This window comes from Dyella sp. Tek66A03, assembly GCF_052567735.1.
The window spans coordinates 2187260-2201545 of record NZ_CP199584.1; the positions used below are offsets into that span (position 1 = coordinate 2187260).

Sequence of the window (14286 nt, forward strand, 5' to 3'; positions counted from 1 at the left end):
CGCTTGCTCAGGAGGCGGTTGACCGTGCCCACACACTATGGGCATTACCTGCACGGGCGCGTCGAGCCGTTGCGCGCGCAAAGCCGGCAAAGACGATGCCAAGGGCGATGCCGGTAAGGTCGACGCCGAGCACGCTCCGGGTCAACGGTGTCCACGCCTGGGCGAATGCGCCGGCGTTGCCGATCAGGTCGGCGACCGCCACGACGAGCGTGAGTGCGGCGGTGGCGATGAGCAGTTCCACCGTTGCCTTCGCGATGGGACGGATGCCGGCGTACGCGCACGCCGCAAGGAACAGGCCATAACAGGCGATGCGCTGCGGCAGGCCGGCATCGGCACCAAGCCGGACGGCCATCCATGTCGCGGCGAAGGCGCCCGAAATGCCCAGGCAGGTGCCGAGAAAGACCCCGATGGTGGCGCGCGCCATCACTCGCGTACGTTGCGGCTGATCGAGATGGCGCCGTTTGCGACGCGATTCGATCCATAACAGGTTGCCGGAATAGAACAGGAAAGCGCCGGCCAGCCCAAGGATGAAATACAGCCACTGCACGGTGCGTCCGCCGAAACTGCCGAAGTGCAGGCCATAGAGCGCGGCGTAACTGATGCCATTGAGGCTGTAGGCATTACCGGCAAACGTGCTCAGCACGCGGCCGTCGCGCGCGGACAGCACGATCGTGCCGAAGGTGCCCAGTGTGTGTTGCGAAAGCCCGCGCACCTCGGCCACGGCGTTGTGATCGCCGTAATGCACGAAGTGCATGTAATCGGGCTCGAACGTGGTGACTCCCAAGGTCATTGCCGTGGCACGGGCGCGTTCAATCAACGCCTCGGGCGACAGCATGGCGGCCGGCGTGCCGCTGGCGATGACCGCGGGCGTGGTCTGCGTGGCCTGGGCAAACGCGCTGTACAGCTTGCCGTCGAACGCGACCGTATTGAGTGCGGCCAAGGTGATGCCCAGCAGGCAGAACAGTGCGCCGGTGATCGAGAAAATGATATGGAACGGCAGGCTGATGACGCCGATGGCGTTGTGCGCGTCCTGCCATAGCCGCTTGAGATTGCGGCCCGCGCGCAGGGCGAACAGGTTGCCCAGCAGTTGCGGCAGGTGAATCAGGACGCCCGACACCAGCGCCAGGCCGTACAGCACGCTGACGATCCCCATCAGGTACAGGCCGATCACCGGCAGGCCGAGTGAATCGTGCAAGGCGTAGACGAAGTCGGCGAGTTCGTTTTCGCCGGCTTCCGCGCGTGGTTCATGCAGCTGGCTGGCGGTGGCAAAGCGCTCGTCGTTCTGGTCCTGCCAGAACGCATAGGCCGCATGCGAGGCATCGGTGGGCAGCACGATGCCGAAGTCGTTCTTCGCCGCCGGCTGGGTCGCGACAAGGCGATCGATCAGCGTATGCACCGGTACATCGGCGTCTGCCGCGCTGCGCCACGGTGGGTTCTGCCAGGCGGCGATGTCGTTGTGGAACACGGTCAGTGCGCCGGCGTAGAACGCCACGAACAGCGCGAAGCCGGCCAGCAGGCCAGACCAGGTGTGCACCGTCTGATAGGTGCGAAGGGTGGCGGCTTTCATCGTGACATCCGTGGCTAGAAGCCCGCCGAGCGCGTGGCCCACAGCGTGAGGAAGGCCGCCGCATTGGCGATGCCGAGCACGATCCAGGCACGGGCACCGCTGCGGAACATGTAGCTACCGGCCATCAAGGCGATCCATAGCGGAAAGAACAGGATCAGGGCCGGGATAAGCAACGCCGCGCCGCCCTGGGGCAGCAATCGCAATGGCAACGCGATCAGTGCCGCGGCAAGCGGGAGGCCTAGCAGGGTGCCGGCAAGGCAGCGCGCCATCATGGCGTGTCGGTCTCGGTCGCGTCGGGGCTGCGCCACCAGGCGAGATAGGGCAGGATCACCCAGGCCAGCATCAAGGTGGTCAAAGCCGCGGAAATGCCGGCGCCAGTGCCCGCGACGATCAGCCAGCAGATCGTGCCCGCGATGATCAGCACCCAGCCCGCCAGACGTGCCGTGACACGCAGCGGATTTTTCAACAGGTTCTGCTGCGCGCTCGCCAGATAAACGAGAGCGGCGCCTGCCAGATTCAGCAGCAGCGCGCTGAGGGTTATCACGTAGGGTATTCCTTGTTGGAGCGGAAAGACGGCGCATCGCCTTTAATGCGAATTATTCTTATTTCGAAGCGGCGCCGTGTCAACCTTGCCAGGACTAGTTTGACGGGAAAATGCCGACCATACGCGATGTATCTCAGGCGGTGAGATGCAGATGGTGGTATCTTGATTATCGGTCCATTATTCAAGATTACCCCCATGTCTCCTCCCGATCACGGTGGTAGTCGCCCCGGCGCCGGTCGTCCTGCCGGTGAGCCCAGCCAGCGTGTCCGCGTGCCGGAAAGCCAGGTGCCGTCGGTGCTGGCCTATCTGGAGGCGTACCGGGGAACCGCTTCACTGGAAGCGCCGCGACCGCTGTCGCTGACACCCACGACGGTAGGGCTCACCGCCTTCCTGAGTCGCGTGCCGGCAGGTGTGCCGTCGGTGGTGGATGATGACGTCGAGGAGGTGGTCGATCTCAACGAGCATCTGGTCCTGCCTGGGCATGAGCCGAGCACCTTCATCATCCGGGTGTCGGGTTGGTCGATGATTGGCGCGGGCATTTTTGACCGCGACGAAGTGCTGGTGGATCGCGCGCTCGCACCGCGCCAGGGCGACATCGTGGTGGCGGTGGTCAATGGCGAGCTGACCATCAAGCGGCTGGGCAAGGTGGATGGTCACGTCGCCTTGTTGCCGGAGAACGCCCACTTCAAACCCATCGTGTTTCGGGAAGGTGAGACGCTCGAACTCTGGGGTGTCGTGACCCGTTGCCTGCGCACATTGCGCTGACGTCATGGGCCAAGTGGTCGCACTGGATTCATTGCTTCACGCCCGCCAGGTCTGGAGAGGGCGAGCGGCGCCATTGCTCGACAGCAGCCAGCCAACGGGTTGGCCTGCTCTCGATGCGGCACTGCCAAGCGGTGGCTGGCCCGAACACGCGATGACCGAAATCCTGCTACCCGTCGATGGCGTGGGAGAACTGCAACTGGTGTTGCCTACCTTGGCGCGACTTACACGAGAGGCACGCAGCGTCATGCTGATTGCGCCGCCGTATCTGCCCTATGTACCTGGCTGGGAAGCGCGCGGCGTCGTGATGGCACGCGTGGATATCGTGCAGGCGGGAGAGCGCGACGTACTGTGGGCCGCCGAGCAATGCCTGCGCTCGGGCAGTTGTGCGGCGGTGCTTGCGTGGCCGGTACACGCTGACGATCGCGCCTTGCGTCGCCTGCAGGTAGCCGCCGATACGGGCAAGGCGCTGGCCTTCGTATTTCGCGATCAGCGTCATGCGGTGCAGGCATCACCGGCTGCGTTGCGACTCGAACTGGAAAGCGAGCCTTCGTTGCAGGTGCGTATACGCAAATGTCGTGGCGGCCAACCACCGACCGGCCTGCTGCCGCTCGCTGCCGGCTGGTCGTGAGGAGGGCACGACATGCTATGGGCCTGTGTCTTGCTGCCGCAGCTGGCGCTGGATGGTGTCCTCCGGCGGCAGCCGCCTACGGATGCGCCACTGGTGCTGGTCAGCGGGCCGGCACAAGCGCGTGTCGTGCACGCGGCCAATCGCTCCGCGCGCGCCGCCGGCCTATATCGTGGGCAGCGTCTTGCCGCAGCTCAAGCGTTGCTAAGCCAATTCGCGATGGTCGAGTACGACCCCGAGGACGAGGCGCGCTGGCATCGCCTGCTGGCGGCCTGGGCCTATCGCTATAGCGGCGAGGTCGGCCTGCTGGCGCATGCCGTGGTGCTGGAGGTGAGTCGCAGCCTGAATCTGTTCGGGCCGTGGCCGCGCTTCGAATCGCTGCTGCGTGATGATCTCAAGGAACTGGGTTTTCGCCACCGCATCGCACTCGCGCCCACGCCGCATGCCGCACATGTGCTGACGGGTGTTCACGATGGCATGGCGGTGATGACACCCGATACGCTGCGGCACGCGCTGTCGCCCATTCCCATGGCGCGTGCGCGCCTGTCTGGCGAGGTGGCGCAGGCCTTGTCGTCGATGGGCATCCGCACCTTGGGGCAATTGTTCGCGCTGCCACGCGCCGGCTTGCAGCGGCGCTTCGGTAGCGACCTGGTCGCACAACTCGATCGACTTAGCGGCGACGAGCCTTCGCCGATGGAAAACTATCGACCGCCCGATACGTTCGAGCAACGCATGGAATGGACGCACGAGATCGAGCATGTCGAAGCCCTGGTATTTCCGTTACGTCGCCTGACCGGCGATCTGTCGGCCTACCTGGCCGGGCGCGATGGTGGTGTGCAGCGTTTCGAGCTTGAGCTGGAGCACCGCAGCGGAGCGCCTACGCGAGTGACGGTGGGCATGCTGTCCGCCGGTCGCGATGCGACGCTGTTGTTCGAGTGCGCGCGTGGCCGCATGGAGCGACTGGAGCTGTCGCAGCCGGTGGTCGCGATGCGTCTGGTGGCGCGCGACCTGCCGCCTTTCGTGCCGGCAGGTCGCGACCTGTTCGATACGCGCCCCACCAACGCGGTGCCGCTGGAGCAGTTGCGTGAACGCCTGCGCGCGCGCCTGGGCGAGGCGTCTATCCAGCATCTTCGCCGCACGGTGGATCCGCGCCCCGAGTTTGCGCAGACCACCATCGCAGGAGTCGGTGCCACCCCTATGGCATCGCTGCCACGACCCACCTGGTTGCTGGAACATCCGCGGCCGTTGCGTGGTCCGCAACCGACCATCCTGGCCGGTCCCGAGCGCATCGAAACCGGCTGGTGGGATGGCGGCGACCTGCGCCGCGACTACTACGTGGTGCGCACCGCGCAAGGCCAGTGCGCCTGGGTGTTCTGTGCGCCGGGCGAGCAGGGCGGGTGGATGCTGCATGGGTGGTTCGCATGAACGCTTATGCTGAACTGCATTGCCTGTCGAACTTCTCGTTTCAGCGCGGCGCATCGAGTGCGCGCGAGTTGTTCGAGCGGGCTAGGGATTGCGGCTATCGCGCGCTGGCCATCACCGACGAGTGTTCGCTCGCCGGCATCGTGCGCGCCTTCGAAGCGTCGCGCGACACCGGCGTAGCGCTGATCGTCGGTGCTGAGTTCCAGCTGGACGATGGGCCCAAGCTGGTCCTGTTGTGCGAGAACCTTGCCGGCTATACCGCGCTGTGCGCGCTGATCACCCGGGGGCGGCGCGCGGCGAAGAAGGGCAGTTATCGCTTGACGCGACAGGATATGGCCGATGGACTGCCCGGCACCTTGGCGCTGTGGCTGCCGGCCAGCCAACCCGATTGCGAACATGGCATTTGGCTACGCTCGATGTTTCATGAGCGATTGTGGCTGGCGGTCGAATTGCATCGCGGTCCCGACGATGTGCGTCGCTTGGCGCAGCTGGAGACGCTGGCCGACTCGCTAGGCATACCGGTGGTGGCTACCGGCGACGTGCATATGCATGTGCGCCGTCGGCGCACCTTGCAGGACGTGATGACCGCGCTGCGCCATCACCGCACGGTGGCCGAGGCCGGTGACCTGCTATTTGCCAATGGCGAACGGCATCTGCGCACGCGCGAGGCATTGGCGGACATCTATCCGTCACGCTTGATGGAAGAAAGCGTGCGTATTGCCGAGCGCTGCTGTTTTGCCATGACCGACCTGAAGTATCGCTACCCGGCCGAACTGGTGCCCGAAGGGTATACGGCGACCGCGTGGTTGCGGCACCTGACCGAGCAAGGTGTGCGCTGGCGCTGGCCACAGGGCGCTCCGGCCAAGGTGCGCAAGCAGATCGAGCATGAACTGGCCCTGGTCGAGCAGCTCAAATACGAATCGTATTTCCTCACCGTGCAGGACATCGTCAGCTACGCCCGCAGTGTGGGCATTCTCTGCCAGGGGCGTGGTTCGGCCGCCAACTCGGCCGTCTGCTATGCCCTGGGTGTGACGGCAGTGGACCCGGAGTACACCACCCTGCTGGTCGAGCGTTTCATTTCCGCCGAACGCGACGAGCCGCCGGATATCGATATCGACTTCGAGCACGAACGGCGCGAAGAAGTCATCCAGTACATCTATAACAAATACGGTCGCGATCGTGCCGCGCTGGCGGCCACCGTGATTTGCTATCGCGGCCGCAGCGCCGTGCGTGACGTGGCACGCGCGCTTGGTCTGCCCATGGATCAGATTGACCTGCTGTCCCGCGTGTTTGCCTGGCAGGATGGCGATGATCCGCTGGATGGCCGGCTGCGTGAGCGCGGCTTCGACCCGGATAGTCCGGTATTGCGACGTGTATTGGCGCTTACCGCTGAGCTGCGGGATTTTCCCCGCCACCTGTCCCAGCATGTCGGTGGCTTTGTCATTTCCGATGAGCCGTTGTCGCATCTGGTGCCGGTGGAAAACGCGTCCATGCCGGACCGCACCATCATCCAGTGGGACAAGGACGATCTGGACACGATGCGCTTGCTCAAGGTCGATTGCCTGGCGCTGGGCATGCTGACCTGCATCCGCAAATGCCTGGATCTGTTGAAGACGCATCACGGCCGCGAAGTGACTCTGGCCAGCATGCCCAAGGAAGACCCCAAGACCTACGAGATGATCCGCAACGCCGACACCATCGGCGTGTTCCAGATCGAATCGCGCGCGCAGATGGCGATGCTGCCGCGACACCGGCCGGAGAATTTCTACGACTTGGTGATCCAGGTGGCGATCGTGCGACCCGGCCCGATCCAGGGCGACATGGTGCATCCGTATCTGCGCCGCAAGCGTGGCGAGGAGCCGGTGACTTATCCATCGGAGGCCTTGCGCGACGTATTCGAGCGCACGCTCGGCGTACCGCTGTTCCAGGAGCAGGTGATGAAGCTCGCCATCGTCACGGCCGAATACTCGCCCGGCGAGGCCGACCAGCTGCGCCGCTCGATGGCGGCATGGCGGCGCAATGGCGATATGGAAATTCATCGCGAAAAGCTCATGCGCGGCATGCTCAAGAACGGATTCACCCAAGAGTTCGCGGCGCGCCTGTTCGAGCAGATCAAGGGCTTCGGCTCGTACGGTTTCCCCGAAAGCCACGCCGCCAGCTTCGCCTTGCTGGTCTACGCCAGCAGCTGGCTCAAATGCCATTATCGGGCGGAGTTTTTGTGCGCCTTGCTCAACGCGCAACCCATGGGCTTTTATTCGGCCAGCCAGCTGGTGCAGGACGCGCAGCGCCATAGCGTCAACGTCCGTCCCGTCGACGTGCGCTACAGCGCATGGGACAACATGCTGGAGGACGACACGGCGTCAGTCGGCGGCTTCGCGATTCGACTTGGCTTTCGCCAGATTCGAGGATGCCGCCAGGACATGGCGGATCGGCTTGCTGCGGAACGGACACGTCGCCCGTTTGACGATGTGGCTGACCTGTGCGCGCGCACAGGCATGAATCGACAGCAGCAGGAAGCGCTGGCCGAGGCGGACGCGCTGCGTGGCCTCGCGGGTCATCGTCATCGCGCACGCTGGGCCATCGCCGGCATCGAGGCGCAACTCCCCTTGTTCGGTCACGCCAGTCCGGAGGAGCAGGCTGTCGCGCTGCCGCCGCCGTCGCAGGCTGAAAATACGCTGGCCGACTATGCGCGCGTGGGCCTGACGCTGGGCCCACATCCCTTGCGGCAGCTGCGCACGCGACTGCGTGCACTGCATTGCCTGGACGGGCGGGCGCTAAGCCATCAGCCGCATGCCAGTCATGTGCGCGCGGCTGGCCTGGTCACGCAACGGCAACGGCCGCAGACCGCCAGTGGCGTCACCTTCATCACCATGGAAGACGAGTTCGGTCCGATCAACGTAGTGGTCTGGAGCCATGTGGCCGAGCGGCAGCGGCGCATCTACCTGGAGGCGAGCCTGCTGGGCGTGGAGGGGCGCTGGGAGCATGTGGATGGTGTCAGTCATCTCATCGCGCACCGGCTGATCGATTTCAGCTCATTGCTGGGCTCGCTCGATAGCCGCTCGCGTGACTTCCATTGAAAGGGCCATGTGGGGGGCGGCGGGCGCGTCGGTTATTTGCTCAGTGTCGGCAGGTGACACTATGTCGCACTGGCGCGATGCTGCTCGAATCCCGTGCCTCGTGCAATCATGTCTGGAGCCTACTCAAGGCTTTGGCGAACAGGGAAAGCGGTTGAGCAGGAGCAACACACGTCGGCGTTTCGTTACATGGTTGGCTATGGCCGCCCTGTGGCTGCTCGTGGTTGCACCTACGGTTTCGCAAACCCTGTCGTCGCTGTCGTCGTGGCCGGATCTTGGTGCCTGGTGCACTGGGCACGGACTTAGCGATCAGCACTCTTCGCCGTCGACTCCGGACCATCCTGGCCCGCATACCGACAAGTGCGGTTATTGCGTATTGCTGGGACACAGCCCGCTGCTTGGCGGCGGTGGCTTGGCAATCTCCATCGTCGCACCTGTTCCAGCGGCGAGACCCACTGCGGGCACCGTCCATCGCTGGTACGCGCTGCCCCTGCTAAGTGCCCATCCGCGAGGCCCGCCGTCCATCCCTGTCGGATGACGATTATGGGCGTGCGTGCTGCATAACGAGCGCGCGCGGCCCCTCATCGACCACTTCTGACGGAGGCATCACCGCGCCGCGCATGGGATTGCGCGAGTGCCAGTCGTGCCCCGCAGCTTATCGGTCCGGGCTTTCCTGGGCGCCGCACGTCGGTGCCTGGCAATCAATGGATGCATTGCCATGTGTTGTACTTTTCTTCGCGGAGCGCTTGTTGGCGTGCCGCTGTCCCTGCTTGCCTCTTCCATCGCATTGGCCCAGGGCGTGGCCAGTGTCGATCAGCAAACACCTCTAAATGCTGACAAGCGGGTCACCAGTCTTGGCGCCGTGAAAGTCACGGCACCCACGCAGACGCCGATGGCACCCGGCTACCCCGCCACCCTGGCAAGCGTGCCGGTGGAGCGCGTAGTGGCAACCATCAATGCGGTCGATGTCGAGGACGCCGCCAAGTATCTGCCCAGCATCTTCATCCGCAAGCGCAACTACGGCGACACCCAGCCGGTGCTGGCTACGCGCACCTGCGGCGTGAACTCCAGCGCGCGGACCCTGGTGTATATCGACGACATTCCAATCTCGGCCTTGATCGCCAACAACAACACCATCGGCGCGCCGCGCTGGGGCATGACTTCGCCCGAGGCGATCGACCATATCGATATGCTCTACGGCCCGTTCTCGGCGGCCTATGCCGGCAATGCCATGGGGGGCGTCATGCGCATCGTCACGCGCATGCCGGACAAGACCGAGGTCACCATCAAGCAGACGCAGGCCGTGCAGTCGTTCGACTTGTACGGCACGCATGGCAACTACAGCAGCAGCCAGACCAACCTGACGGCGGGTGGTCGCAGCGGCGACCTGGGCTGGTTCTTTGGCGCCAGTGCGACCAACAGCTTCAGCCAGCCGTTGTCGATGATCACAGGTTCGAGTTTGCCGACTGGAACCAGCGGCACCATTCCGGCGCTGAACAAGCTGGGGCAGGTGGCCAATGTGTATGGCGCGGGCGGCCTACTGCACACGCGCATGCTCGATCTGAACGGCAAGCTCAGCTATGACATCACGCCCCAATGGCGTGCTTCTTACCTGGTGGGTTACTGGAGCAATGATGGGCAATCGCGCACGGACACTTATCTCTCCGATGCTGCAGGCCTTCCGAGCTTTGGCAAGGTTGCGGGCTTTGCCAGCAACACCTATGAGCTGAGTGCGCATCACTTGATGCAGGCGCTATCGCTCAAGTCGGACAGCAGGGGTGACTACGACGCCTCCTTGGTCATTACGCACTACGATTTCATCAAGGACGACCAGTGGTCGCCCGCCGGTGTCACCAGCAGTACCGGGCTCACCGGCAATGGACGCCTGGCAAGCTATGGCGGCACCCAGTGGTCAAGCGTCGATGCCACTGGCATTTGGCGTCCGCAGGGTTTTGGCGGTGCACACGAAGTATCGCTGGGCGCCCATGCTGATCGGTACGAGTTGAACAATCCCACCCACAACCTGGCCAGCTGGCAAGATCCGTCCAGCGTCACCGCGCTGTATTCGGCCGGTAGCGGCAGAACCCAGACCCAGGCCCTGTGGTTGCAGGATGTCTGGCGGCTTGCGCCGGCCTGGTTGCTGACGATTGGCGGCCGCTATGAAGGGTGGAAGGCCAGCAACGGCTTCAACTTCAGCGGCAAGACCGCAGTCACCCAGCCGATGGAGAAGGACGATGCGTTTTCGCCCAAGGCGACACTACAGTGGAACCTGGCACTGGACTGGCGCATGACTGGCTCGCTGGCCAGGGCGGTGCGCTTTCCCACCGTGGGCGAGTTGTATCAGCTGGTATCCACGGGCCTGACGTATGCGGTGCCCAATCCCGACTTGAAGCCGGAAACGGTACGCAGCGGCGAGTTGGCGATCGAACACCCCATCGATCAGGGCTTGCTACGGCTATCCCTGTTCCAGGAGAACACCAGGCAGGCACTGGTCTCGCAAACGGCCACACTACCCAGCGTAGCGGTGCCAGTGACCTACGTGATGAACGTGGGCGAGTTGCGCAATCGAGGCATCGAACTGATAGCGCAGAAAGACCATGTACTGATACCTGGGCTCGAGTTATCGGGCAGTGTCACCTTCGTCGACTCCACCATTCTTTCCAACGACAATTTTGCCAGCACGACGGGAACCACCTCGGAAGGAAAGCGCGCACCGTACGTGCCGCGCTGGCGGGCCACGGCCGTGGCAACCTACCGCCCCAATGCAGCTTGGGCGTTCACCTTGGCCGGACGTTACAGCGGGCGCCAATACTCGACGCTCGACAACACCGACAACACGCCTCAGGTGTTCGGCGCTTTCGACAGCTTCCGGGTATTCGATGCGCGCGCGCATTACCAGATCAATGATCATCTATCGGCGTCGTTCGGCGTGGACAACTTCACCAACGAGAAGTACTACCTTTACCACCCGTTCCCGCAGCGTACGTACATGGCCGATCTCAAGCTCAGCCTCTGAGCGTGACGGCGAACCCTCCCCTGCTTGTGCAGAGGGAGGGTTGCGGTCCCGTAGATCTTGGCGGCGTGCGAGTCACAGCTCAAGCGTATGAATGGCCTGGGACGGATCGGCGGGGTCCAGGCGGCGTTCAAAGCCGAGATGCCTGGCAAGACCACTCATCGGTTGGTTGGCAGCCGAGTCCATCGAGACCATGCGATGGAATCCGTGCTTGCGCGCCGCGTCGATAAGGTGGCGCATCAGCAAGGCGCCGAGCCCGCGATTGAGCCAGTCATCAGCCACCGTAACAGCGCTCTCGCAAATGTGGTCTTCCGTGGTGGCGCAATAGCGGCTCACGCCGATCTCTCGCAGCTCGCCCTTGTCGTGGATCAGCGCGATGAAGGCCATGCGCTTCTGGTAATCGAGATTCATGAGCTGGTCGATGAGCGCTTCGCTGGGTTGCTTAAAGTTGCACAGGAAGCGCAGGCGCCGCGATTGGGGCGACAAGTCGCGAATGAAGTTCGTTTCCAGATCACGATCCCCAGCCAGCAGGGGACGGATCAGAACGGGCGTGCCATCGCGCAGATGATCGATCCAGTGATCGTCCCCGAGTGTCTCGGCAATATAGGTGATACCCGATTCGAGTGAGGGCTCGAGGGAGCGAATGGAAATGGACATGGCGTCCTCCGGACAGGTGAGGAATCGATGACGGCGTTCATGGGAAACTTGTACGCGCCGGCTGCTCTGCCCAGGTTGATATGAGTCAACTCGCATCGGTCACGAAGGGGGACGCGGAAGCATCGCCTCGTGACGTGAATGCCTTCAGTGGTACACCAGCACCGGTACGTCGGTGCTCAGCAAGACCTTCTGGGTTTCACTGCCCAGCAACAGGCGGGTCATGCCGCGCCAGCCATGCGCGTGGTGGCGCCTAGCGTCGTGCAACGGTCGTCGAGCGCCTGTTATGAGATTAGGCGCGCCACCCGGCAGGGTCTTGACCGGGGTCAATCGACTGGCGGCGGAGAGTCCCGGGACCCGCGTGCCTTGGTTCGGGCGTTCTTCACGCGCCATGACCGGGGTCAGTGCGATAGATCACCTGCCTGCCAGGCCGCTGCGTGCTCGCGCCAAGCGTCCATCGGCTTACACTGATACCGGCTCCGCCAAAGGGAGGTTCCGACATGTTTCAGCACATACTTCTTCCCGTCGATGGTTCCCCACATGCGCTCAATGCCGTGGATGTCGGCATCGAACTGGCGAGCAGACTCGGGGCCCGCGTGCATACCGTCCATGTGCTTCCACCGCTGCCCGCGGTTTCGTACGTCGCCGAACTGCTCCAGTCGCGAAGCTCCTACACCGAACTCGCCAAAGTGCGAGCTGAAGGCTACCTGGGTGAGGTTTGCAAGCGCGCCGCCGCCGCCGGGGTGCCCTGTGAAACCGAGTATGTCTTCGATCTGCGACCCTATGTGGCCATCGTGGCGGCTGCGGCGAAACATCACTGCGACCTGATCGTGATGTCATCGCGGGGCGCGCAGGGGCTGGAGCGCGTGTTGCTGGGCAGCGTGACGCATAAGGTGATGCTGTGCTGCGACCTTCCTGTGCTGGTTTGTCACTAGATGTCGATCAGATCTGATCGGCGGGCGGCACCAGGTGATGTTTTACCTGGATAGCGTCAAGGCGATCGCAGATCCAGCCCTGGTCGTCGGGCCCGGCATGGGCCTGGACGGCGTCCGCCAGCTGCTTGAAGGTGGACCAGAAATCGTTGGCATTCGACTTGCTCTGGGCCAGTCCGGGGATGAATTCATCCAGGGCATCCAGCATTTGGGCGAGTTCGGCATGAGACTTGGCCATGTTGCCAAGCCTACACCGGGCCACCGTCAACCCTGCGCGAAATCTTTATCCAAAGGGTCACATTGGTTTAACGGCGAGAGCGGCAGCTTGAATACCTCAGGGCAACGAGGCGAGGCGATCATGGAATCGGAACGCGAAAACGACTTGCTTTCCCGTGCATGCGATGAGCTGCTCGAACAGAACTCCCTGTTGCAACAGGAGGTAGAGCTGCTATGCGCGCAGCTGAGGCGGCATCCATCGGGCGAGATGCAGATCCGTGAAGCCAGGCGCCAGATGGAAGAACTGGTGGAGACGACCCGAGGACATACGCCGTTTCCATGCATGACGCACTACGAGGCATCGTTGATTTGACTCGTTTGACGCGACCAGGGGCGCGCGGATGGGGAGCGAAGGTTCGGCGCGAACCTGTCGCTACTCAGTGACTGATCTCAAGCACGAGCTTGCCGATATGTTGCCCGGCTTCCATCGCGCGATGCGCATCCGCGGCACGCTCGAGCGGGTAGACCGCATGAATGATCGGCAGGCAACGACCCTCCGCCAACACCGGCCAGACGTGGGTCCGCAATAAATCGGCAATCGCGGCCTTTTCCGCGGCCGTGCGTCGGCGCATGGTCGAACCCGTGACGTGGGCACGCTTATGCGCGATGGCGGCCAGGTTGGCCTCCCTGGCGACGGCTCCACCCAGAAAGCCAATGATCAGCAAACGTCCATCGAGAGCCAGCGCAGCCAGGTTGTCGTTGAAATAGCTGCCACCCATGATGTCGAGGATGACATCCACACCGCGCCCGTCCGTCTGTTCCAGCACGCTCTCGACGAACGACGTTTCGCGATAATTGATCGGATAGCCGCCCAGTGCACGAATGGCGTCACATTTCTCCGCGTTGCCCGCGGTAGCGAACGCGCGGATACCGAATTCGCGACACAGCATGAGCGCCGTCGTGCCGATGCCACTGCTGCCGCCATGGATCAGTACGGTGTCACGCTTGCCGGCGTGCCCCATATCGAACAGGTTGGCCCATACCGTGAAGAAGGTTTCGGGGATGGCGGCCGCTTGTCGCCAGCTCAGTCCCTTCGGCACCGGCAGCACCTGACCCGCCGGAATCACGCAGTACTGCGCGTAGCCACCACCATTGGTGAGCCCGCAAACGGCATCGCCGAGGGCAAATCCGCGCACGCCTTGGCCGAGTGCGGCAACCGTGCCGGCCACTTCCAGCCCGGGTATGGGGCTGGCGCCCGGCGGTACCGGGTAGTGCCCGGCACGCTGCAGTACGTCGGGCCGGTTGACGCCCGCGGCCTCGACGCGAACCAGCAGTTCTCCCGGTCCCGCTTGCGGCGTCGGCGTGCTGTGAGGCTGCAATACGTCCGGTCCACCAGGTGCTGTGATCTGGATCTCGATCATGCTGCTCGGCGGTACCTGGCGCATCGTTATGCTCCCGCTGTCTGGTGTGCTGG

At 63.6% G+C, this 14286-nt stretch carries 14 protein-coding genes and 1 pseudogene; 8 read left to right on the top strand and 7 right to left on the bottom strand.

From position 1 onward, the window contains the following. Positions 1–7 precede the first annotated feature (7 nt). The 3 genes from ACT01B_RS09645 to ACT01B_RS09655 are packed head-to-tail and all read right to left on the bottom strand — an operon-like array spanning position 8 to position 2111. Positions 8–1567 carry a PepSY-associated TM helix domain-containing protein gene (locus ACT01B_RS09645; protein ID WP_445147134.1) on the bottom strand — a complete coding sequence of 520 codons (1560 nt, stop codon included), beginning with the start codon at positions 1565–1567 and terminating at the stop codon, positions 8–10. A 14-nt stretch (positions 1568–1581) separates the two neighbouring features. After that, positions 1582–1839: a hypothetical protein gene (locus ACT01B_RS09650; RefSeq protein WP_445147135.1), complete on the bottom strand. Its 258-nt coding sequence runs from the start codon at positions 1837–1839 to the stop codon at positions 1582–1584. Continuing rightward, complete coding sequence (locus tag ACT01B_RS09655; RefSeq protein ID WP_445147136.1) at positions 1836–2111, bottom strand: hypothetical protein; 276 nt, start codon at positions 2109–2111, stop codon at positions 1836–1838. Before ACT01B_RS09655 ends, ACT01B_RS09650 begins: the two co-directional genes overlap by 4 nt. Positions 2112–2306: 195 nt before the next feature. On the opposite strand from ACT01B_RS09655, the gene ACT01B_RS09660 reads away from it, so the two are divergent. From ACT01B_RS09660 to ACT01B_RS09685, 6 genes are all read left to right on the top strand, one after another. Further along, positions 2307–2876: a LexA family protein gene (locus ACT01B_RS09660; RefSeq protein ID WP_445147137.1), complete on the top strand. Its 570-nt coding sequence runs from the start codon at positions 2307–2309 to the stop codon at positions 2874–2876. 4 nt (positions 2877–2880) lie between these two features. Beyond that, entirely contained in the window at positions 2881–3504 is a 624-nt protein-coding gene (gene imuA / locus ACT01B_RS09665) for a translesion DNA synthesis-associated protein ImuA (RefSeq protein WP_445147138.1), read from the top strand. Positions 3505–3516: 12 nt separating this feature from the next. Further along, positions 3517–4926 (top strand): Y-family DNA polymerase, encoded by a 1410-nt coding sequence (locus ACT01B_RS09670; protein ID WP_445147139.1) that lies wholly within the window; start codon positions 3517–3519, stop codon positions 4924–4926. Beyond that, positions 4923–8000 (top strand): error-prone DNA polymerase, encoded by a 3078-nt coding sequence (locus ACT01B_RS09675; RefSeq protein WP_445147140.1) that lies wholly within the window; start codon positions 4923–4925, stop codon positions 7998–8000. The genes ACT01B_RS09670 and ACT01B_RS09675 overlap by 4 nt, the downstream gene beginning before the upstream one ends. A gap of 196 nt (positions 8001–8196) precedes the next feature. Next, on the top strand, positions 8197–8535 hold the full coding sequence (locus tag ACT01B_RS09680) for a DUF2946 domain-containing protein (protein WP_445147141.1): 339 nt from the start codon (positions 8197–8199) through the stop codon (positions 8533–8535). Positions 8536–8715: 180 nt separating this feature from the next. After that, the gene (locus ACT01B_RS09685) at positions 8716–11013 is read left to right on the top strand and encodes a TonB-dependent receptor (RefSeq protein ID WP_445147142.1); all 2298 of its coding nucleotides are present in this window, start codon (positions 8716–8718) and stop codon (positions 11011–11013) included. A gap of 72 nt (positions 11014–11085) precedes the next feature. On the opposite strand, the gene ACT01B_RS09690 is transcribed toward ACT01B_RS09685, so the two are convergent. Continuing rightward, the gene (locus ACT01B_RS09690; protein ID WP_445147143.1) at positions 11086–11667 is read right to left on the bottom strand and encodes a GNAT family N-acetyltransferase; all 582 of its coding nucleotides are present in this window, start codon (positions 11665–11667) and stop codon (positions 11086–11088) included. A 144-nt stretch (positions 11668–11811) separates the two neighbouring features. Further along, a pseudogene (locus ACT01B_RS09695) lies at positions 11812–11907 on the bottom strand (universal stress protein); the annotation flags it as partial. A gap of 257 nt (positions 11908–12164) precedes the next feature. Here ACT01B_RS09695 and ACT01B_RS09700 point away from each other — a divergent pair. Next, positions 12165–12599 carry a universal stress protein gene (locus ACT01B_RS09700; protein WP_445147144.1) on the top strand — a complete coding sequence of 145 codons (435 nt, stop codon included), beginning with the start codon at positions 12165–12167 and terminating at the stop codon, positions 12597–12599. 7 nt (positions 12600–12606) lie between these two features. On the opposite strand, the gene ACT01B_RS09705 is transcribed toward ACT01B_RS09700, so the two are convergent. Further along, entirely contained in the window at positions 12607–12834 is a 228-nt protein-coding gene (locus ACT01B_RS09705; protein ID WP_445147145.1) for a hypothetical protein, read from the bottom strand. 120 nt (positions 12835–12954) lie between these two features. Between ACT01B_RS09705 and ACT01B_RS09710 the strand changes: the two genes are divergently transcribed. Next, positions 12955–13185 (top strand): hypothetical protein, encoded by a 231-nt coding sequence (locus ACT01B_RS09710; RefSeq protein ID WP_445147146.1) that lies wholly within the window; start codon positions 12955–12957, stop codon positions 13183–13185. Positions 13186–13249: 64 nt separating this feature from the next. Here ACT01B_RS09710 and ACT01B_RS09715 read toward each other — a convergent pair whose 3' ends face one another. After that, the gene (locus ACT01B_RS09715) at positions 13250–14257 is read right to left on the bottom strand and encodes an NAD(P)H-quinone oxidoreductase (RefSeq protein WP_445147147.1); all 1008 of its coding nucleotides are present in this window, start codon (positions 14255–14257) and stop codon (positions 13250–13252) included. Positions 14258–14286: the final 29 nt, after the last annotated feature.